The sequence below is a fragment of the Pseudomonas sp. DWP3-1-2 genome, assembly GCF_049896285.1.
Classification (GTDB): Bacteria; Pseudomonadota; Gammaproteobacteria; order Pseudomonadales; family Pseudomonadaceae; genus Aquipseudomonas.
The window spans coordinates 97,151-117,696 of the sequence record NZ_JAFCTZ010000010.1 but is presented as its reverse complement, the minus strand read 5'-3'; the positions used below and the strand labels follow the sequence as shown (position 1 = coordinate 117,696).

The window sequence follows — 20,546 nt, the reverse complement described above, 5'->3', positions numbered from 1 at the left end:
GCAACCGCCCTACCTAATGGTGATAGCGAAGCGGTAATTGATGCGGGAGCGATTTCTGCTAAAATGTTTAACGCCATTGCATTATTTTAGAGGGTGCCATGATATTTAACGATGTTTTCGTCAATAAAAAATATAGGTTCTCAGTGGGTATTGAGGAGGCTTCAGGGCGTTTTTACGTTTCGATTCCAGTGAGCAATGGCATGGTTGATTATGAAGAATATTATGGAATAGACGTAGCTAGCTACGAGCTCTTTCAAAAAGATCCTGAAGCTGCGCTCGTTTTTGTCATGAAATGTAGGCGTAGAGAACTGGATGATTTGCTCATTGTAAAGCTCGGTACAAACAGGGGAACTGCAATTTGAGGAATCAGACTTAAGGTAATTGCACAAAATGACAGACATCCCAATAGGCTTAATCGGTATTTTTATAATTGTACCAATGGTTCTTAATCTCATAGCTACAGCCGTGATTGCGCACAAGTATGTTCAGGTTGTCGAAGATCAGCTACCCAACTGCTCTTCCGTAACAACCATTAAAGAAGCATGGTCCGGTGGCGGCTTGCTCGGGAAAGTTATTCGAGGAGGCGTTATTGCCACTGTTCTGATGATGCCGGATCGCTGCGCCAAAAAAGGAATAATTGATATTAATGAAGTGAATCGCCTCCCCGCACTCTACAAAAAGCTATTGATAATTCCGACACTCATAACGTCGTTTTTATTTCTTGCCATGATGGCAGTAAGAATCGCTGCATACCTATTAGGACTATGAAATCCTGCCCGATTAATGGGTGTTCCTGCTGGCTATGCGGGTGCTCTTGCATGTGGCGTGATTGGAGGTGTGGGGGGAGGAGAACTAGGCGAGTCGGATCGCGAGAATTCTGGGGCACTCTTGTACGGGAATATGGAAAATGACGAGCGTCCAACTAGGTTTGTCGGCTGGATTGATACTGGCGTCTATGGGGTTAGTATTGTTTTCTATAATATTTATTGCTTATAAATACGTTGATGCTATCGAGGCCTGTCTGCCAAACTGCTCTTATGTAAGAGATACTAAAAACGTGTGGGAAAATGCTGGCTTGCTAGGGAAAGTTATGCGGGGTGGAATTATTGCCATGATAATAATGATGCCAAATATTCATGCTAGAAGAGGTTTGATTGATACTGAGGAAGTAGAAAATCTTCCTGGGCGCTATAAGAAGCTTCTAGTAGTGCCAATGGTTGTAGGGGCCCTATTGATTCTTTGTCTGATCGCTCTTCGCATTGCATCACGCCTTCTTGAACAATAGGCTGGTGCAAAAATTTAATAGGCACCTCAAATGATCTTGAAGTGCCGCTGCGGATGGAGGGGAAGTGGCTCATGGGTCATTTGCGTTCTAGGTCGCTTCTCTCGCCGATGAACTGAGTTGTACTCATGAGTCGAGAGCTGAGAGTTCTGTGCTGTCACTCATAGGTCGATTGGTCAGCGTTGAAATCCGAGCCATCGCAAGGCCCTGCTTGCTTTCAGGACCTCTGCTGTGTCGCCTGAACGTGGTCCTATTTCAGATTCTGCTGGAAGAATGACGTCAGCTTTGCAAACGGGATGAGATCAACTCGATCATACAAATCTACGTGGCCCGCCCCAGGAAGGATAACCAGCTCCTTTGGCTCTCCCGCCCGTCGATACGCATCTTCACTGAACTCCAGGGAGTGGGCGTTCGCACCGGCAATAAAGAGCATTGGCCGTGGAGAAATCGTATCGATGTCGTTGAATGGATAGAAGTTCATGAATTTGACATTACTGGTCAACGTAGGCTGGGTTGTGGTTTTGGGTGAGCCGCCTTTTGGTGTGTATTCGCCCCGTGGAGTGCGGTAGAAGTCATAGAACTCTTTCTGGATAGGGTGAGTGTCGGCCGTCAGCTCATGCACCGTACCCCCGGTGTACTGAACGGGACCGCCTGTAAACTCGGTATCTCGCTGCAGGGCTGCTGCGGCGATGATTTGCTTGCGCTGCTCAACGGTTTGGGAGTGGTTGAGTGCATTACGGTTGGCTGCTCCCATGTCGTACATGCTGACGGTCGCAATGGCTTTCATACGAGGGTCAATCTTGGCTGCACTGATCACGAAACTGCCGCTGCCGCAAATACCCAAAACACCAATGCGTTCCCGATCGACGGAGGACTGAGTTCGTAGAAAGTCCACTGCCGCGCTGAAGTCCTCGGCATAGATTTCGGGGGCTACGGCATTGCGCGGCTGCCCATCGCTTTCACCCCAGAAAGACAGATCCAGAGACAATGTCACGAAACCTTGCTCCGCCAGCTTTTGCGCATACAGGTTAGCGCTTTGCTCTTTCACAGCGCCCATGGGATGGCCCACGATGATTGCCGGGTTTTTGCTATCAGGTTTCAAGCCTTTCGGGATGAATAGATTACCCGCGGTATTCATCTTGAACTGATTTTTAAACGTCACCTGTTGCAGGGTGACTTTGTCGCTCTTGAAAAAATTATCTGCGCCGTTTGACATGTCTGCTCCTATTGCCGAGAGCGACGCCATTAGAAGGCCCAGTAACACTATGATTTTTTTCATGCTTCGCTCTCGGATACGGTAGTTAATTTCATGTGTGTGGGGATGTTAGTGTGCATTGCCAAGTTCCATTCGTACTGTCAAGCCGCCACTCTTTCTCAACGTGTCCAAGCCTGACTCAACGGTGCCGAGCTTTACGAGACCTTTTGAGTAAATGAATCCTTTGTGGAATATCGCCAAATTCCCCCATGGAGCGTAATAAGTGACGTCACCCTCTTTAGGTGTGAAACCTCCAGGGGCGTTCCGGGTAATCAGTTTGCGTCGAAGATAAGCAATTTTCTCGGTAGCCGCGTAATCTTCAAGACTGACTTCGAGCGGTAAGAGGGTAATGAAGTCTCTTGATGTCGGGTTATCGTCCAGTTTGAATCTCAATGTTTCTCCATTGACCCGCATCACAACGTACAGATCAGGTGATTTTTCTGCTGCTTGCGGGTTTTGGACCAGCGCGTCTTTACTGATCTTCGTCTCGGCGTTTGCTTCATGGGTGGCGCCCCCCATAGACGCTGTGAGGCACGATGCCATAGCCCATGCGCTAACCGATGTGGCATTGATACGCGGGTTATCATCAGGTTTTCTAGACACGATTTACCTTGTCGGCGCTAAGTTTATGCCGCGTGATTAATAGCTGTCTTGACCTGGCGTCAATCAAGGACACTTCCCTGCATCGTTAAGTGCGGAGGAAGCTGATGGCCAAGTATGTGAAACAGGCTACTGTACTATTCGTGTAAACATTACCCACCCCAAAAATCATGCTGATATGAGTTCCACTCATGAATACCCTTTAATAAGACTGTGCCGGCCAGTAAGGTCGCAATGGGGCGTTGCGGGTGCTGTATGTTATTCAGTACAGAAATGAGCGAGCCTCATCAAACGCTATCGTCACGCTTGGGTATACTCATCGCTCAAGACGGTTCGGGCACCTGTTGGAGAGACCTGATCCGTCATGCGTAGGTCGCCATCGCTATAGGTAAACGATGCAACTCACTCGCGCCAATCTCGCCGATTTTGTGTATTTCCTGGCCATCGCCAGGCACTTGAGCTTCAGTCGTGCCGGGCTTGACGTCGGCATCAGTGCCTCGGCCCTTAGTCACGCCATTAAAGCGCTGGAAGCCAGATTAGGCGTCAGGCTCCTGAACCGTACGACGCGTAGCGTGACGCTGACCGCTGCCGGTCAGGAGTTGTATGAACTGATCAAACAGCCTATCGATCAGATCGACCAGGCGATGGAGGTACTTAACCGTTACCGGGACGAGCCTACAGGCAAGATAAGACTGAACGTTTTCAGCGATGCAGCCTTGTTGTTGCTTGCGCCTGTTTTACCGATTTTCGGTCAAAGGTACCCGGATATCGAAGTCGATATCTCGATTTCAAATAGCATGGTCGATGTCGTTGAAGGCGGCTTCGATGCCGGAATGCGATACGGTGCGACCGTTCCTGAGGGCATGATTGCGCATCGCCTGTCCCCGGATATTCGCTGGCTGGTCGCCGGTACTGCGGGCTACTTAAGCAAGTGGGGTGTGCCTCGGCACCCCAACGATCTCAAGCAGCATCGCTGCCTGAAGTTCAAGGTGGGCAGCGGCAAAGTCTACGATTGGGAGTTTGAAAAGGCAGGAATAAAGGTGGAAGTCCCAGTCTTCGGCGGGGTCATTCTCGATGAGAGTCGTATTGCTCTTGCCTTGGCCTGTGAGGGGGTCGGGTTGATCTATGCCGCCGAGCCTGTCCTTATGCCGCTTATCAAGGCAGGCACATTGCAACCGGTGCTTATGGACTGGGCGAGCGTCAGCCCTGGATTTCATATTTATTACTCAAGCTACCGACAACAACCTTTGGGACTTCGCCTTTTGATTGATCTCATTCGAGAAATCGACCCTCTGAGAGATTGTTTCTCCGAGTAGTTCCTTATCCGCGTGCCTGTATCTTCCAGGCGCTGCGGACACCTTATGAATTCCCGCTCAGTATCCGTAACTCTCTTCATTGCTGAGCCGTCCTCATGACTGCATCAAACGTACCCCGGTAGGCGATGCCTTGCTGCGCGTGTAGTTTGAAGCGATCGAATTTCACAGCAGCAAAAGCACCGAGTGCCGCAGGTTTATTGCGCGGTGTTTTTCTGTGAGCTGAATAAATAAAGAGGATATAGATGCAAACCGCTGAAGTTGAAATCGCGTCACCCTCGGATCGACGTGTATGGAGCGCGGTTGGCTCCATGACAATGTGTGTGGCCATGCTGATCGCATCAGAATTTATGCCGGTCAGTTTGCTCACGCCTATCGCAGACGATCTTGGGGCGACCCCAGGTATGGCAGGCCAGGCAATCTCTGTTTCCGGTTTGTTTGCCGTCGTCACGAGTCTGTTTATTTCTTTCATCGCTGGACGCTTTGATCGGCGTTACGTCTTGATGGGCTTGACCGGATTGATGCTCGCCTCGTTGGTGCTGATTGCAGAGGCGCCGAGCTTCGTGGTCCTGATGATTGCGCGTGCGCTGCTCGGCATCGCCATCGGAGGGTTCTGGGCGCTATCGACGGCTACCGTCATGCGGTTGGTCTCCTCAGATACCGTACCGAAGGCACTGGGCATTATTTACACCGGTAATGCGATGGCCACAGCGTTTGCTGCGCCAATCGGCAGCTACGTTGGCGGGGCTATTGGCTGGCGCGGCGTATTTTGGGGGCTTGTACCCTTGGCACTGCTCAATATTTTCTGGCAGTGGATCAGTCTCCCGTCCATGCCTCCGCGAGCCAACGCGTCAGTGGGGCAGGTATTTGCGCTGCTCAAGAGGCGCAATGTCGCGTACGCGATGTTGGGAGCGATGCTGACGTTTGCAGGCGCATTCTGCGCGTTTACGTATTTGCGGCCCTTTCTCGAGACGTACACCCACGCCACTGCCCCCGAGCTGTCCCTTTTCTTGCTGGGGCTCGGCATGGCGGGCTTTATAGGCACATACGCCTCCACCGCATTGGTCAATAACCACCTCTACTCACTGCTGCGCTTTCTACCGCTGACACTGGCAGCGGCAACGGTCGCTTTGCTGGTTCTGGGCCATATGAAGCTGGGCGTCGCACTGGTGATGATCGGCTGGGGAGGATTGAACGCTGCGATTCCCGTTGCCTGGTCAACCTGGCTCAGCAAGGGCATTGGAGATGATCCAGAAAGCGGGGGCGGACTGCTTGTTGCAGCTATTCAGCTTTCAATAATGCTGGGCGCTGCTCTTGGCGGGTTCCTGCTGGACCACGGCTCAATCGCTGCAACTTTTATCGGAGCCGCGGTACTTCTGGTGCTTGGCGCTTTGACGGTAGGCAACGGCACGCGGCTGCGCCCTTAGGCCCACTTGAGGCGCTTTACGGGGTGAAGCTGAGCGGTGTTGGGGGAGAAAGGAACTGTTTTTTGCGGCACACCTCATGCTGCCAGGTCGTGATGGGGACGAAGCGCTAGCTAAAGGCTAAATCCGAGCTTGTGCAGAGTGATAAACAAGGCATCTGTTTCTAACGGTGATGCACCGTATCGTCGGCAGGACGCCGGAGAGGGGGTGGCTGCTGAAAAGTCGCTGAGACATGGATGAATTCACATGAATCCACAGCGACTTTCAACAACTTTCGGAACCCCAGATACAGAGAAGCCCGCGCTGGGCGGGCCTCTCTGGTGTTTCGTATGGGCCGGGGTAATCTGAACCAAGTATTTAAGTTTTTGTTTTTGTTAGTATTTATTTATTGAATAAAAATCTTGGAATGCTTTTTGGAATACCGGCGTCGTGTGCATGATCTCAAAGGGGGGTATCTGCTTATGAAGGGTGATACGGCATTAGTAAGAGTAAGCCGTCTCCGACGCGATGGGAGCTGTGAGTCAACGAGTGACTCAGCCCGCCAACCGTCCAGAGCTACTGACTAACTGCCCAAGTTTCGCGGAAATAGCCCTTCTGATACGGTGGCACATCTGACCCTTTGATCCTCACGCCGGAGAGAGACCTGTGAGAAAAGACTTTGCTCTGCTCCAGTGGCTTAACCTTGATCAAGCCCTAGAATGCCTTCAAGAAATGACCAAGCTTCCCACAGCAGCGGCTGACTTAATCAGGCTCTGCGATGAGGGACAATGCGGAGCTTACATTCGGATAAGCCCTTCCACAGGTAAGTGCGACGAACCGATACAGGACAGTGTAGGTGAATGGACGTATGAGGTAATTGGCGTGGGGTATCAGCACGTTGCTACTCCAGAGCTTTTGATAGCTCAGCGGAAAAGTAAGGCTGTGCTGGTGCGCCTGACCGGGAGCGTTCGGACGGAACCAAACGTCGAGTCTCCTGAGATCGAAAATATCGGTTGGGATGCTTCAGTTGACCCAGATCAACCGTTTTTTTTCAAAGCGTCGGAGATCCGTGACCTTGCAAACCAAATAAATGGTGCGGACGATCTGGATCCACGTGAACGAAAAAGCATCAATCAACTGATCGAGACGCTAGCGGAAATGGCTGGCCTGGATCTCGTTCACCCAGCCGCGGACATGATTACTATTCAAACAGCGACCCAGCTTAGCGGTCATAAAGCCCTCAACAAAGACACGATTATCAAATATTTGAAGCTGGCGAAGGGGTCTAGACCTATTGCCCCACCATCAACCTAATAGCGGCTAATAGACTTAAGCCTTTTGCTATTAGAACATCCTCACTCCTCTGCTTTGTACCTTGCTCATCAACCACACAGCGCCACCGAGCGCCAAGGAGCAAGGTAATGGAAACTGGTTTCAATCACACCACAACGCAACGCCGGATTCTTCGACTGCCTGAAGTACAGGTAAGGATAGGATTCAAGCGGGCTCACATCTATAGCTTGATGAGCCAAGGACTATTCCCGCGCTCAGTGCCTCTTGGACCTAGGGCTGTGGGCTGGGACTCGCTCGCAGTCGAACAATGGATCGAGGATAGTATTTACGGCGGCTCCAGCGGTTCCGATGTGTAAGGAGAACGTCTGTGAGAATGCTCTCCTATTTCCTCATTGGCGCTGATGGTCAAGAAACCCTGCCTAAGTTGGGAGCTATTGAGCTCGCGCACCATGCTGTTCATTGGTTCGGAGATATGGAGTCCGTCGGATTGATCGGAGCGCTAGAGCGCCCCGGATTCGGTGAGCTCCATCAGTTTGCAAGGAAGGGCGACATTTTGGTTGTTCCGTCACTTGATTGTTTAGGTGCAAGTGCCGCGGAGTTAATTGAGATTTTCCAAGCGTTCAGAGAAAAAGGGGTAGCAGTGGTCTCGATGCGGGAAGGCTTCGATCCCTCGTCTGATATCGGAAAAGCGATGCTTACCATGTTGGCGGCAGTTGCTGAGCTAGAGAGATCGAATATTAAAGCTCGTCAGATGGCCGGTATAGCCCGAGCTCGCGCTACTGGGCAGAAGCTTGGCGCGCCGAAGAAAATTGATGACCTCGCGGTTAGTGCGTGGCGTAAGGCTCAAAAAGCGACCATCCAAGAGACCGCGCACCAGTTCGGAATTTCAATCGCCGAAGTCAAACGAGCCTGCGCCAACAAGTCCTTCAATATCGAAGCGGGGGCGTGATCATGTCAGGTAAACAGAAAACCCCAGATCAAGCGGCGCAGGTCGTGATCTTGAGAGAGGCAGGGTGGACTATTTCTTCAATTGCCGGCCAGCTGGAAATCAGCGTCAGCACCGCTCAACGGCTGTTGAAAAAACACGGCGCGGTATCAGGCGCCAGCACCCAGGCACTCATAGATAGAGCCAGAGAAGAAATGCTGGACATCGCGTTCTCGTTGGAGAGCGTTCAGCAGACAGCGGCCTCACTCGTTCTTGACGATCTGGCACTGAGTGAGAAGATCCGGACAAAGCTCGCCTCTGCTCTGGATATTCTCGATGTGAGTAATCCAATTGTCTTCCGATCTCTCGCCGCCAGCGCGACAACGCTCAAGCTGACGCAGGACATCACTCGCCGGGCGTTGCCTCTAGACAAGCTGGATCAGTCGCTCGAAAGAGAGGAGCTCCCTGTGCTCCAGATTCACATAATGAATGATCATGATGTGGCCGAGATGCGAGCACAGCAGCGTCGAGAAGACGCCGAGATTAACGGAGATAGCGAAGGTGTCGACGATGCTGTTGAGACGCTGAACTGGTTGGCAGAGAGAAGATCAGCTCATGCCCTGCATTTAGACAATGACATCATCTGTGAAGAATGAATGCATGTTGACCTCAGCTTGACCGGGCAAAGTGTCAAACCCTTAGAACCATAGACAAGTGCCGAACCCCCTGGCGACATCCGGGGAACCACGAAAATGAAAATCTGCCCCGGGTCTATTCCCGGCAATGAGATCGCCATGACCATCAAGCATCAGAGCCCATTCAAGGAGGGGGAGGTTTTACAGATCCAAAATCGCCTGCTCGATAGTGCTCGTACCCGCCACGCAGAAAACATGGTGGAAAGGGAAGCCTACAGAGCGCTTTTCGGAGACGACTGGCTTGAGGGCGAAGCGGTCGCTGACTTAGACGATGACGAGTTGTCAGCAGATCTGAATGAGCTGCTCGCCGACTATCCGGTGGAACTGTCAGCTAGTTCCCGCATGGTGGTACGTGGCAAGCCTGAAGAACATCCGGTTATAGCATCGGGTCTGTTTGCGAGTGCGTCTTCCAACAGGCCGCGCCAGGAATCTGGAAAGGCACTCCACTTCCCCAATCAGATGAGCACTCCGTGCCCGACGATTCATGCCGACGCTGGAGTAAATGCAAAAAGCAGTCCCTCAAATCGCCGGGGGCATTCACTCTCTACTCCTGGCAGGGCTGGGCTCATAGCTAGTTTCAGCTTGAGTCATGCGGAGCGTGTTGTAGCTATTAGCAAACTAGACCCACTCGTTGATCATGATCAGCTACAGACACTCGAGGCAATAGACGCCTTCATTCAGAAGCTAACGCGGGAATATCAAGGGACAGGTGAGCTGCCGGACTGGGCAAAATTTGTAAGCCCGCAGATCAAACAGTTTTTCCGTATCTTCCATCAGTGCCGGAAGCCCGACTCAAAAACCCTCACCATTCGGGTCGATCACAAAACCGCTGAGGCCGCTCTCGCTGCTCCACGTGGCCCGGCAAACTACCTCGCTGAGATTATCAAGCGAACGCTGGCGAAGCTGGGCATTGAGACTGATCTGGCCTTCAACCTTGAATTCAATCATACCGGCCGCACAGAAAATCACCCTGCTCACATCCACGGTGCTCTATGCATTCCGGATGATCGCGCACTGGAGGTTTCAGAGGCCCTTAGGAGAGCTCTGGCTGCTGGTTATAGGCAAAGGTACAAGAATCTCGCCGTTCACGTCGAGGCCCCTCGTAGCGCCCGCTCATGGGCGACTTACTGCATCAAAGAGTACGAGAGCACCGCGATCAGACTTTCAGTTGAGCGGGGATGCAAAACCCGCCCGGACTACAGCACCCACAAGCTCACACAGGAGGCGAAGGCGTTTCATGAGGAAATCGGCGATTGGCTCAATGCCTGACGTCGCCCCACCTGCATTGATGAGTGGGCAGTTGCGGAGACTTACCCAGTCATCGCATTAGATTTGACCAATACGTTCGTGGACATGACCGGAAGAGAGCGGCCAGAAGTGGACGTCAGCAATTATTACCGAGAACAGTCATGACACACGCGTTACAGATTGCGCAAAGTCACTCAACTGGGCAAAATTTAAAAAATCAATGTAATCGACAATTCGAAGGTAAAAAGTGGTCACTCAAGCTTCCTTAACTGACACGGAAAGTAAACCGTCGAATCAAAATCTCGGCGCGGCTAAGGTGGGTAAACAGGACGAGTTCTACACCCAGTACGTCGACATCCAGAAGGAGGTTGAGGCTTACCTCGAGTTCGACCCGGACACCTTTCGCGGCAAGGTTGTCTACTGCAACTGCGACGACCCATTCGAGAGCAACTTCTTTAAGTACTTCGTCACCAACTTCAACAAGCTTGGCTTAAAAAAGCTCGTCACCACCAGCTACGACGGCTCCCCCATCGCGGGCGAGCAACTCACTTTTGGTGAGTACGAGAAAGACATTGGCAAGCACGAAAGGCCCAATGCAATTGCCGTCGAGATTGAGGCGGTGAATGATGTCAGTGGAGACGGCGTGACCGGCATCGAAGACGTCAAGCTATTTTTGACGCAGAACCCCCACTCCCGCACGCCCCTCGAGGGAGGTGGAGACTTCCGCAGCGCCGAGTGCGTCGAGCTGCTAAAGCAGGCGGACATTGTAGTCACCAACCCGCCCTTCTCTCTATTCAAGGAGTATGTCGCACAGCTCGTGGAGCACGAGAAGAGGTTCTTGATTATCGGTAACCTGCAGGCGATCACTTACCTAGAGATCTTCCCGCTTATCAAGGACAACAAGTTGTGGCTTGGCCCCACAATCCGAAGCGGCGATCGTGAATTTCGAGTCCCAGACCATTACCCACTGAAGGCAGCAGGTTGGCGCGTCGACGAAAATGGCGTCAAGTACATACGCGTTAAGGGCGTCCGCTGGTACACAAACCTTGACCATGGACGCCGACATCAGCGGCTGGCGTGCATGACCATGGAGGAGCACTTGCGGTTCAGCAAGCACAAGGAGATCAAGGGTAAGAAGGGTTACAACAGATACGATAACTTCGATGCCATAGAAGTGCCGTTCAGCGACGCGATTCCCAGCGACTTTGATGGTGTCATGGGCGTCCCGGTCTCTTTTCTTGACAAGTACAACCCCGATCAGTTCGAGATTGTCGGAAACAGTGACGACGGTGAGATGATGAAGAAGATTGGAGCCCGTACCCTTGGTCGGGAGTTCATTGACGCTTATCGCGCCCGTGGAGGGACGGGACACTACAGCCCTGGCATGCGAATGCTTGGTCTGCTTGAGCCTCAGGCACGGGTCATTTTCAAGCGCATCCTGATTCGCCACCGCTGCCCTACCCAGCCAGTAAGAGAGACGAAATAGTGATCACCACGTTGAGAACCGACATCACCGTCGCCGACATTTGCAATGGGTTTGTGTACAACCAACTGGAGGGCAAGGGGCTATTCGGGCTAGGCGGAAGGCTCACCATTCAGCCGGAGTATCAGCGCAACTACCTCTATGCAGATGGCAGCGGCAAGCGGGAGGCCGCCGTCGTAGAGTCCCTCCTAAAGACTTATCCACTCGGCCTAATTTATTTTAATAAAATTGGAGAGGATAAATTCGAGGTGCTGGACGGCCAGCAACGAATTACCAGCATCGGACGATTCGTTACGAACAGGTTCGCGATCATGGATAATGGAAATCCGAAGAACTTTGATAGCCTCCCTGCCGACCAACGTGCAAAGATTCTCGAATCGAGACTGCTGATATACGAGTGCGAAGGCACTGAGACTGAGATCAAGCAATGGTTCGAAACGATCAACATTGCTGGTGTGCCGCTGAACACCCAAGAGCTTTTAAATGCTATTTATTCAGGGCCATTCGTGACTTTGGCGAAGTCCGAATTCAGCAACAGCCAGAACGCGAACATCCAAAAGTGGAGCGCCTATGTCAAGGCTAGCGCGAACCGACAGGGTTACTTGGAGCGGGCGTTGGACTGGGTGAGCAAGGGCAACATCGGCGACTACATGAGCGCTCACCGCAACGACAACAAAATCGATGAGCTGAAGACTTACTTCAATACTGTGATCGACTGGGTTTCAACAGTATTTGTCGACGTTACCCCAGAAATGTGTGGGTTAGAGTGGGGCAGGTTGTACGAAAAGCATCACGGCACGTCTTACGATCCCAAGAAGATGTCGGGCGATGTGAAAAAGCTCGCCGCCGATGACTTCGTGAAAAACCACAAGGGTATTTTTGAGTTTCTATTAGGTGGATCGATAGATACTAAGTTGTTAGATGTCAGGGTCTTTGACGGACCGGTGAAACGATCCACATACGCTAAGCAGAAGCAGGCAGCTGAGGTCAAGGGCGTGTCCAACTGTCCGCTATGCGCTATTGGGCCTAATGCGAATAAGGGCAAAATCTATAAGCTCGAAGAAATGGATGCCGACCATGTTTACGCATGGAGCAAAGGCGGCGGAAGCTCGGCTGAGAACTGCCAAATGCTCTGCGTTACCCACAATCGGGCCAAAGGTAATCGATAAAGCCGCTCAAAGCTCGCTAGAACCCGCCAAGCAAGAAACCTTAGTGCTGCGCCCTGGAAAGCTGCCAGCCGTCGACAAAGGGTCGTTTTCTGCCTCTCGTGACGAGCAGAAAACGGCCACAATAATCTTTAGATTGAGCGGTTTGAGGGCACTCTGATGCCCTCTAGGCAGCCGCTGGCGGATTGCTGCCCCTCCCCAATTTACTTGAGAATAAAGTTATTTAGAGCTCGCATATCTCTTTTGGCATCCAAAATCTGACTGCCCACTACTCGATGTGGGGAACGGCGTTCGATACGGTTTGAGAAATATCCCTTTCCTCAATATCACATGCGACCGTGATGCGTTGCAGCTCGCACTTCTCCCCGGAGTTTCAGGCAAGATGTATCGGGGGGGTACGCAAGTGTCCAAATGACGCATGGCAGAACTCCGGCTTCGGTTTGTATATGACTAGTCGAATCTGTAGGGCCGGCGGAAATATCTTCATCGCGAGTAATGGAGCAGGGCTTCTCCTGGACGTAGCAGGTAAACAAGGCAGGGTAAGCGCGCTTGCTAATCAAGATTACTAGCGGCACGGTAAGCAGCGAGTGCTCAATTCTCCACACCAATGATTGCTGACATCGAAAGACTACCAGTAGCCGCTGACTGGATGTGTTCGCTCCACCATTTCATCATTGGACGCCTACGCTCGATGTAGTCAGCCCGGTTATAGGCGCTCCGGACCTCGTCCTTATCAACATGGGCGAGTGCAACCTCGATTAGCTCCGGGTCCCAGCCATGCTCGTTCAGTGTGGTGCTCGCCATTGACCGCATACCGTGGCTGACTAGACGGCCCGCGAACCCCATCCGCTTAAGCGCCATATTGGCCGTCTGGCTATTGCAATGGGTGCGCGGGTTTCGATCTGCGGGGAACACATACTCACGGTGTCCACTGAAAGGCTTGATAGCCTCCAGAAGCTCCAGAGCTTGCTGAGTGAGCGGGATGACATGCGTACGACGCTTTTTCATCCGTTCCGGAGGGATTGTCCATATCTTCTTTTCGAGGTCGATGTCTGCCCAGCGAGCCGTAGCCGCCTCCGCTGGACGGGTCATGGTGTGGAGCTGCCACTCAATCAGGCAGCGTGTGGTTCTTTTGATGCTGGCATTGGCGACAGCGAGCATCAGTTCTTTCAGCTCATCCGGCGCGAGCGCCGCCATGTTTTGCTTCTTCGGTTTTTTGAAGACGGAGCGGATGCCACTGAGCGGGTTTGAAAAAATCAGTCCAGCATTCACCCCGTAAGTCATGATCTCGTTGAGACGTTGGCTAAGCCGCTTAACCGTCTCTAGGCTGCCCTTTGTCTCGAGCGGTCTCAGCAATTTAATCACCGCTGGCGCAGTGATTGCTGAAATCGGCGTCAGCGCCAGGTCGGGAAAGACGTGCAGCGTTAAAGAGCGCCAGATGTCTTCAGCGTAAGCGGTGGTCACTGAGTCTTTCTTGAGATCAAACCAGGCGGTGGCTACGTTTTTGAATGTGTGCTCCGTCGTCGCCTTTAACGTTTGCCGGTCCGCGTCGCGCTTCTCCTTCGGGTCGAGGCCGTGGGCAACCAGCTCCCTAGCTTCAACGGTGCGTCTCCGGGCTTGAGCCAGGCCTACCTCGGGGAAAGTACCCAAGCCCATGTTGACCCGTTTCTTGGTCACCGGGTGGATGTAATTGAAATTCCACAGCTTCGAGCCGTTAGCTCTAACCCTCATCTGAAGGCCGTCACCATCAGTGAGGATGTAGTCCTTCTCCTTTGGCTTGGCGGCCTTGACTTTGACGTCCGAAAGGCGCGCCGCTTGAGCTCCCATGGTGTATTCCAAGCTGTTTATGTATTCCAAAACTTAGCAGGTGAACGCTTGGAATACACGAACCTGCAGATGTTCCTGGACGCTTTGAGACGTCTATGGAACCTAACTCCCTGTATTTGCTGAGTTTCAGGCACAAAAAAAGACGTCCGTGGACGTCTTTAGATGTAAGGTTGGTGGAGCCGGGGGGATTTGAACCCGCATCCTACCCTTATAAACCGGGGCTTACAGCGCTGGTGCTGTCATATTGCTGCCATTTAATTGATCAGCATCCTTGCACCGTTACCAGAATCCTTACACTGCCGAACATCCGATTGCTTTGAACAAAAGGGTGAAGTGATGGCAAAATGGTCGGCCAACACAAGAAATCAAAGGAATGAGCGTGGCTGACCTCGTTGAAGCTTTAGACTGGCTTCCAAAGCATTATGGTCACCTGGACGCTACAGCAGAGCATAGGGTTCCAGATAAGTATTATTCGCCTGGCTTCATTGCTGCTTTTGCTGCTTATCTGACCCATAAACGGGTCAATCAGGCTTCCGTCGTTTTCGATAATCCAAACCATGAAGGCTATTTTTCTGCCGTCGGTCTGGCGAAAGCTGTGTGGGGGGTAGATGATTATCTTTATGAGCGCAGGAATGCAGGAGTGAACTACGCTCCGTTGACACCGCTTGCTTCGCAGGACGATGTTGACAAAGCCACCGCGCAGATCAACAGTTGTCTACGATCGTTTGCCCGATCTGGTCCAGTGGACTATGGTCGGAGTCCGGCCTTCAAGGAGCTTACTCATGTGGTCGGGGAGATGCATGACAATGTTTGGTCCCATGGGCTGAACACCGGTTTCTCCATAGCTCAGCGACATGCAATCAGAAATGGCACTGATCATGTACTTGAGTTTTCCCTTGCAGATTGTGGTATGGGGTTCCTGGAGGAATTGAAGCGCTCTCGGATAGCTGGTGCAAAAGGTATCCTGTGCGATCGTGATGCTGTTGAATGGTGTGTTCAGGAAGGGAACTCGTCGAAGCTTGCTAAGCTCCAAGATGAGTGGGCGCAATCCGTACCAGAAGATCACCTCGGTACAAGCCCTTTTGGAGACGTTGGCGTTATCCTTTCTGGTAACGGTAACCATCACCAAGGACTAGGCTTAGCAAAGCTGGTCGAGTTGGCAAAGTCGTACGAAGGGGTATTGAATATCGCCTCCGGCGACTGCTTAATGATGTTGCGACGAAGGGGCGCTCACTTCAGAACGCTCTCGCAGCCTTGGAGGGGAGTAGCGGTTTCCCTGTCCATTAAAGAATCTAGCTTCATGGCCGCTAAGGTTGATGAGGCTGAAGATGTACGAGACATTATGGAATTATTGAGGGGGTAATGATGGAAACGTTTGCCTTCAGGCACAGTGACCTAGCTTCCCGAAGCCTCGCCTCGAAGGAGCGGAGCGCGTTGTACCGAAAGCTGCATGATCACGAACAGATCGTGATTGACCTTTCTTCGGTAGAATCTATCTCTGAATCCTTCGCCGATGAGCTTTTCGGTGTATTGGTGCTCGAACGAGGATTTGACTTCGTTATCCAGCACGTCAAAATTGTTAACGCAGCGGATGATGTGCTGCGCTCTATTGCCATCGCAATGAAGCGTAGACGCGCCGTCGCAGCGTGATTCGTGGCGACAAAAAAAGAGGCTATTAAGCCTCTTTTTTTGCATCTGCATTATTCTCAGAAGCGCGCCACAGACCTTCCGCACGGTGTCCAGCAGAGGTGTCTGCCGCTGGCATCCAGCGCCCATAAACCCTAGCGATCATTGTCCAATCCGTATGGCCCATCTGTTTCGCCACCCACATTGGATGTTCGCCAGCCGACAGCATCATTGATGCGTATGTGTGGCGGGTCTGATAAGGACGTCGATATCGAACACCGGCCTTTTTCATAGCCGGCACCCACATTGTTTTTCGAATAGGACCATCACCGGACCACCGCTCTAAGGTACGAGGGTTTTGGAAGACTTCGGCATCAGCCAGAAACGTGTGTGGTTTTTGTGCCTTCAGCGCTTCCATGGCGGGCTTGAGCAGTTTAACGCTTCGCTTGCCCGCTGCCGTTTTGGTGGCTTCGGCCTGACCTTTGGCAGCCTGAGTCATTGCGCGGCTTACCATCACCTCCCCGCGCAGCCAGTCGATGTCACCCCAATCTAGCGCGACCAGTTCGCTGGTGCGCAAGCCAGTCCACAGGGCGAACTGCATCATGTTGCGCGCCTGACCGGTGAGGACGCTTAGCACTGCCTGCTGTTCGTCTGGGCTGAATGGGTCAACGTCGTCCTCCTTGGGCGGCGCTTCCTTCCGGGTATAGGTCCAGCCTCCCATTGGGTTCAGGTCGATGAGCTCTTCTTCCGCGGCGTCATTTAGCGCAGACCGAAGACAGCTCTGAATATTGCTAAGCGTTTTATTGCTCACTAGCAGCGTATCGAGCCAGTCACGGATAGCCTTTCGCTTGAGATCGACCACCATGGTTTCGCCCAGGGCAGGGATCAGACGCAGCTCCACGAGCTTTCGATAGCCATCGAACGTGCTGCTGGCCACATGCTTGCGTTTGGCAGCCAGCCACCTGGTTAGGAAACCGTGCACAGTTTCCCGCGATGCCTCCGGCGCGAATTTATCTGCCCGGGCAGAGCCAGGGAACGTAACGGCATAATCGAACGTGCCTATGGATATCGCGTGTTCGATCGCCGCCTTGTGCTGCTCGGCCTTTTTTAGATTAGTGGGGGAGGGCTTGAGCGTGATGCGCTCGCGGCACCGGACGCCCCGATACATGAACGTGATTTCGATACTCGTATCGGAGACCGCCCGAACTCCCCGCCCGCCTCTACCCATGATTCATATCCTTCAACGTCAATAAGCGTCCGGCCGTCCGGCGCCCTGTTCCAGATCTCTCCAAGCCGCCAGATACCGTCCCGGATCTTTGAGCGGATCGCGTCTTCGGTGTAGCCAGACTCGCTGGAAAACTTCCTGATGGTCACGTAACGCATCAATTCACCGCACTTCCTGACTCGTCAGGCTTTAGTTGATCTTCGAAACTGACGCGTCAGCCTATTTGCGGACAATGCTCAAGTCCGGCGGCGGCTTCGGCCCGAACAGATTCGGCAGCTCTCCTTCTGGGCACGTCTGAATGAACTGGATTACCGCAGCGTGGCAGGCGCGGTACAGCGGGCTACCGTCTCCCCATCTTTCGCCGTACCTGGTTGTGCTGTCTTCCAGCTGAGAGATGTAAACCACTCCGTAAAGGCTGGTCAGTCCGCCGGTATGTTCCTGTTGGCGATGTACAGGGTTGACGCTCAAGATGTCGCACATCGGCCCAAACCCTAAGTCGCTGGCCAACTCCTCGCGGTCGAATATCAGCGACTGTCCAAAGCCCTCCAAGACGCGCTGCGCGCCGCTCAGTTCATCCTCACGATGTCCCCGAGCCTGTTCGTACAGGTCAAGGATGGCTTGGCGTGTGAAGGGGAGAAACGCCTTAAGCTTGCCCGCCTCACGGTTCATCGCACGCCGTTCGGCGCGGATCGAATCGATTTGAAGAATGAACGCCCGACAGATGCGTTTGGTGACGATCAGCCGCACGTTAGAACTGGGCCCCGGTTTTGTTGCGATACTGCAGAGGCGAGTAAGGTGGCTAGGTTTCATGCCCGTGCTCCGAAGTGATCGGCCAGTACGCGGCGACCATCAATTCCGCATTCTGCCGACATCGCGTAAATCTCCCCGAACGTGGTTTCACGGCGCTGCAGAGCGTTAAACAGATCGATCAGGCGTTGGGCGGCAGCACCGCAGCGATGCCGCTTCATACCGGCTCCAACATCTTTTCCAGCTTTTGCTTGAGCAGCACCAGGGCGCGAATTGCTTTGCCGGCCATTTCATCTGCTTCGTCCTGGTCGGATCCATCCTCAAGCGCTTCCTGGCGGATGATGTCGGCGACCTGAAGGTAAAGCTCCGGAACATGATCGATCACGCGGCGCAGCGCTGGCAGATGATCCTGATCGTGCATCAGGGTGCCGCGCCGCATAGCCGATTCAGCCAGCACGATTTGATTTTCCAAGCGCTTGGCATGTTCGATCGTGTCACCGGCATTCAGGGCCGCAACCACGGCGCCGCCACGACCCACCATTACTGTGGAGCCGAGACGCAGAAACGGGGCCATGTCGCTGAGCCTCTCACCTTCGCGCGCCTGGAGCACGATGGTGAAACGATCAGCGCTGTGCATGGCCGCGCTCTCGCTCTGCATATCCGAATGTTGATGAATCATGACTTTCTCCAAGGCGAACAAAGGCCCGCCGCGTTGTTGGCATTCGCAAAAAGTGAAATGGTTATTGCGTCAGATCGAACCTGAACACTGGACTACCCAACGGCGCGGATGGGCACGCCGCTGCTCATGCGATCAACACGCCTGAGTTGTTATCTTGGTCACGTTGCGGTTGCGGGGAGGGGTTCAGATTACAGGCAAAGGCTATGAGTCCGAGCCGTAAGGCTTCTGCGACTAGTGCTGAACGTTTGAACACACCCAGCTTGTACATTGCGGACTCAATTCGGCCTTTTATAGAGCGAGGGGATACGCCGTCACGCTTCGCGATTTCTTTATCTGTCCTGCCGCTGGCAACCGCGAGCAGGCAGGTCAGCTCGCGTGTTGCCAAGCCGTGGCCAAGTTTGCCTTGGAGAGAACCGCAGGTGATGAATTCCATGATGAATTGCTCCGATCTCGTAGAAGATAGAGCGATAGTGCTAGCGGGATTTAAATATGTCAATGCCTGCGGGATTATTTTCTATGAGAGCAGCATTTTTGTGTCAATGATTTTGCCAATAATTTGCCAATCTTCGCCCATTTCGATCGCTTGGAATGAGGGGTTGATCGACACGAGATAGGAGTTACTTCCTTCGATCACCAGGCGTTTGAATATTTTTTCCCCCTTTTGGTTCTTCGCCAGATAGAAGCTACCGGTAACCGGTTCAAACCCATTTTCTTGGACAAGAATGAGCATTCCTTCGGGGAAGCTCGGACACACAGGACCATACATTGATGGTCCCTGGACCTTTAGCCAATATGCGCTGCTCCCTGAGCTGGCAGTCGAGAAAAATCCTTGGGAGTGCTCAGTTCCAGTTTCCTTTTGAGCTTTATCTGCAATGCTCGGGACACCTCTCTCGTCTTGCCAGTCACACAGTTGATATCTGTAAGACATCCTCCAAGGCTTAGAGTCGTCGGGTTCAAGTTCATCTTTCAATCCCCTAGCCGCGAGCACTGCCTCCCGAACATCCATGATCATTTCGTTATCGGAATGGGCGAATGCAAGCTCTACGATTTCCTCAGTCAGGCGCGGGCTGAAAGCGCGGACAGGCACGTTGAGAAGCTTGGCAACCTTGGCTGCGAAATCGACATTCAGCGCATTCCTTCCGTTCAGGTAATGGCTGAAAGAGCCCTGGTTCATTCCCAATGCCGCTGCGGCCTTTTCCTGGGTCAAGCCTAGCGCCGCCTGCCTTTCGACGAACAGGTTTTTAAGTGCTGAGCATTCAGCAAGGAGTTCTGGGGTGAGCGCTTTCTTTTTCATTTTCGCACCCTATGGCCGCTCGCATTTAATTTCAAATCCCGCAGGCATTGACAATTTCAAGTGCCGCCAGCACTATTTAGAAAGAACCGAAGAAGTGGAGACGCCCCGGTGCACAAAATCCCCCTCGCTGAATATGCGGCAAAGCGGCACGCATTAACCGCTGAAAAACTCGGTATGAGCCAAGGCTCACTTAGCAAAGCCATCCGCGAAAATCGGGTCATTTTTGTTATTGAGTCTGGGGATGGAATTACAGCCCTTGAGGAAAAGCCCTTCCCTAGCCAGCGAAGGGGCGGCCTAAGCCAGCCATGCCAAGATACTAATCCAGCAATCTTGGAAGCATCAGGTCTCGACGTACCTGTAAATCCATCCACCACCTCCCTAAGTTCGGCCGCGCGTAAGCAGACCTGAACATAACAAGCATGCGCCCGAATTTTGGGCACAAAAAAGCCCAGCGCTAACTGGGCTTCCTTACTGGCACTCGCGCT

The 20,546-nt window shown here is 52.7% G+C and carries 25 protein-coding genes; 15 read left to right on the top strand and 10 right to left on the bottom strand.

Annotation, left to right across the window (positions count from 1 at the left end):
• Positions 1-98: 98 nt before the first annotated feature.
• From ACP7B0_RS19450 to ACP7B0_RS19440, 3 genes are all read left to right on the top strand, one after another.
• On the top strand, positions 99-362 hold the full coding sequence (locus tag ACP7B0_RS19450; protein WP_426143232.1) for a hypothetical protein: 264 nt from the start codon (positions 99-101) through the stop codon (positions 360-362).
• Positions 363-390: 28 nt separating this feature from the next.
• Positions 391-768, top strand: coding sequence for a hypothetical protein (locus ACP7B0_RS19445; RefSeq protein WP_426143231.1), 378 nt, complete (start codon positions 391-393; stop codon positions 766-768).
• A 139-nt stretch (positions 769-907) separates the two neighbouring features.
• A complete protein-coding gene (locus ACP7B0_RS19440; protein WP_426143230.1) occupies positions 908-1,285 on the top strand; it encodes a hypothetical protein in 378 nt (125 codons plus the stop codon).
• Positions 1,286-1,532: 247 nt separating this feature from the next.
• On the opposite strand, the gene ACP7B0_RS19435 is transcribed toward ACP7B0_RS19440, so the two are convergent.
• The gene (locus ACP7B0_RS19435) at positions 1,533-2,561 is read right to left on the bottom strand and encodes an alpha/beta hydrolase (protein ID WP_426143228.1); all 1,029 of its coding nucleotides are present in this window, start codon (positions 2,559-2,561) and stop codon (positions 1,533-1,535) included.
• A 45-nt stretch (positions 2,562-2,606) separates the two neighbouring features.
• Positions 2,607-3,140, bottom strand: a complete 534-nt coding sequence (locus ACP7B0_RS19430) for a cyclophilin-like fold protein (protein WP_426143227.1) — start codon at positions 3,138-3,140, stop codon at positions 2,607-2,609.
• Positions 3,141-3,532: 392 nt separating this feature from the next.
• On the opposite strand from ACP7B0_RS19430, the gene ACP7B0_RS19425 reads away from it, so the two are divergent.
• On the top strand, positions 3,533-4,453 hold the full coding sequence (locus ACP7B0_RS19425; protein ID WP_426143226.1) for a LysR substrate-binding domain-containing protein: 921 nt from the start codon (positions 3,533-3,535) through the stop codon (positions 4,451-4,453).
• A 76-nt stretch (positions 4,454-4,529) separates the two neighbouring features.
• Here ACP7B0_RS19425 and ACP7B0_RS19420 read toward each other — a convergent pair whose 3' ends face one another.
• Positions 4,530-4,781 carry a hypothetical protein gene (locus tag ACP7B0_RS19420; protein ID WP_426143225.1) on the bottom strand — a complete coding sequence of 84 codons (252 nt, stop codon included), beginning with the start codon at positions 4,779-4,781 and terminating at the stop codon, positions 4,530-4,532.
• On the opposite strand from ACP7B0_RS19420, the gene ACP7B0_RS19415 reads away from it, so the two are divergent.
• The 8 genes from ACP7B0_RS19415 (at position 4,780) to ACP7B0_RS19380 (ending at position 12,666) form a co-directional block, all read left to right on the top strand.
• Positions 4,780-5,877, top strand: coding sequence for an MFS transporter (locus ACP7B0_RS19415; protein WP_426143224.1), 1,098 nt, complete (start codon positions 4,780-4,782; stop codon positions 5,875-5,877). The two genes, ACP7B0_RS19420 and ACP7B0_RS19415, sit on opposite strands and share 2 nt — an antisense overlap.
• Positions 5,878-6,519: 642 nt before the next feature.
• Complete coding sequence (locus ACP7B0_RS19410; protein WP_426143223.1) at positions 6,520-7,167, top strand: hypothetical protein; 648 nt, start codon at positions 6,520-6,522, stop codon at positions 7,165-7,167.
• A 107-nt stretch (positions 7,168-7,274) separates the two neighbouring features.
• A complete protein-coding gene (locus tag ACP7B0_RS19405) occupies positions 7,275-7,502 on the top strand; it encodes an AlpA family transcriptional regulator (protein WP_426143222.1) in 228 nt (75 codons plus the stop codon).
• A gap of 17 nt (positions 7,503-7,519) precedes the next feature.
• Positions 7,520-8,095: a recombinase family protein gene (locus tag ACP7B0_RS19400; RefSeq protein WP_426143308.1), complete on the top strand. Its 576-nt coding sequence runs from the start codon at positions 7,520-7,522 to the stop codon at positions 8,093-8,095.
• A 2-nt stretch (positions 8,096-8,097) separates the two neighbouring features.
• Entirely contained in the window at positions 8,098-8,727 is a 630-nt protein-coding gene (locus ACP7B0_RS19395; protein ID WP_426143221.1) for a hypothetical protein, read from the top strand.
• A gap of 138 nt (positions 8,728-8,865) precedes the next feature.
• Positions 8,866-10,035, top strand: coding sequence for a hypothetical protein (locus ACP7B0_RS19390; RefSeq protein WP_426143220.1), 1,170 nt, complete (start codon positions 8,866-8,868; stop codon positions 10,033-10,035).
• Between the two features lie 226 nt (positions 10,036-10,261).
• Entirely contained in the window at positions 10,262-11,500 is a 1,239-nt protein-coding gene (locus ACP7B0_RS19385; RefSeq protein ID WP_426143218.1) for an adenine-specific methyltransferase EcoRI family protein, read from the top strand.
• The gene (locus tag ACP7B0_RS19380; RefSeq protein ID WP_426143217.1) at positions 11,500-12,666 is read left to right on the top strand and encodes an HNH endonuclease family protein; all 1,167 of its coding nucleotides are present in this window, start codon (positions 11,500-11,502) and stop codon (positions 12,664-12,666) included. Before ACP7B0_RS19385 ends, ACP7B0_RS19380 begins: the two co-directional genes overlap by 1 nt.
• Before the next feature lie 588 nt (positions 12,667-13,254).
• On the opposite strand, the gene ACP7B0_RS19375 is transcribed toward ACP7B0_RS19380, so the two are convergent.
• On the bottom strand, positions 13,255-14,490 hold the full coding sequence (locus ACP7B0_RS19375) for an integrase domain-containing protein (RefSeq protein ID WP_426143216.1): 1,236 nt from the start codon (positions 14,488-14,490) through the stop codon (positions 13,255-13,257).
• Between the two features lie 379 nt (positions 14,491-14,869).
• Here ACP7B0_RS19375 and ACP7B0_RS19370 point away from each other — a divergent pair, with 379 nt between their 5' ends.
• Entirely contained in the window at positions 14,870-15,853 is a 984-nt protein-coding gene (locus ACP7B0_RS19370) for a hypothetical protein (RefSeq protein ID WP_426143215.1), read from the top strand.
• Entirely contained in the window at positions 15,853-16,140 is a 288-nt protein-coding gene (locus ACP7B0_RS19365) for an STAS-like domain-containing protein (protein WP_426143214.1), read from the top strand. Before ACP7B0_RS19370 ends, ACP7B0_RS19365 begins: the two co-directional genes overlap by 1 nt.
• Before the next feature lie 25 nt (positions 16,141-16,165).
• Here ACP7B0_RS19365 and ACP7B0_RS19360 read toward each other — a convergent pair whose 3' ends face one another.
• The 6 genes from ACP7B0_RS19360 to ACP7B0_RS19335 all read right to left on the bottom strand — a co-directional run bounded on the left by ACP7B0_RS19360 (position 16,166) and on the right by ACP7B0_RS19335 (position 20,061).
• Complete coding sequence (locus ACP7B0_RS19360) at positions 16,166-17,344, bottom strand: Arm DNA-binding domain-containing protein (RefSeq protein ID WP_426143212.1); 1,179 nt, start codon at positions 17,342-17,344, stop codon at positions 16,166-16,168.
• A 216-nt stretch (positions 17,345-17,560) separates the two neighbouring features.
• Positions 17,561-18,151: a hypothetical protein gene (locus ACP7B0_RS19355; RefSeq protein ID WP_426143211.1), complete on the bottom strand. Its 591-nt coding sequence runs from the start codon at positions 18,149-18,151 to the stop codon at positions 17,561-17,563.
• A complete protein-coding gene (locus tag ACP7B0_RS19350) occupies positions 18,148-18,309 on the bottom strand; it encodes a hypothetical protein (protein ID WP_426143210.1) in 162 nt (53 codons plus the stop codon). Before ACP7B0_RS19350 ends, ACP7B0_RS19355 begins: the two co-directional genes overlap by 4 nt.
• Positions 18,306-18,788: a hypothetical protein gene (locus tag ACP7B0_RS19345; protein ID WP_426143209.1), complete on the bottom strand. Its 483-nt coding sequence runs from the start codon at positions 18,786-18,788 to the stop codon at positions 18,306-18,308. Before ACP7B0_RS19345 ends, ACP7B0_RS19350 begins: the two co-directional genes overlap by 4 nt.
• Positions 18,789-18,891: 103 nt before the next feature.
• Positions 18,892-19,200, bottom strand: a complete 309-nt coding sequence (locus ACP7B0_RS19340) for a LuxR C-terminal-related transcriptional regulator (protein ID WP_426143208.1) — start codon at positions 19,198-19,200, stop codon at positions 18,892-18,894.
• 81 nt (positions 19,201-19,281) lie between these two features.
• A complete protein-coding gene (locus ACP7B0_RS19335) occupies positions 19,282-20,061 on the bottom strand; it encodes a LexA family transcriptional regulator (protein ID WP_426143207.1) in 780 nt (259 codons plus the stop codon).
• A 60-nt stretch (positions 20,062-20,121) separates the two neighbouring features.
• On the opposite strand from ACP7B0_RS19335, the gene ACP7B0_RS19330 reads away from it, so the two are divergent.
• Complete coding sequence (locus ACP7B0_RS19330) at positions 20,122-20,469, top strand: Cro/CI family transcriptional regulator (RefSeq protein WP_426143206.1); 348 nt, start codon at positions 20,122-20,124, stop codon at positions 20,467-20,469.
• Positions 20,470-20,546 lie beyond the last annotated feature (77 nt).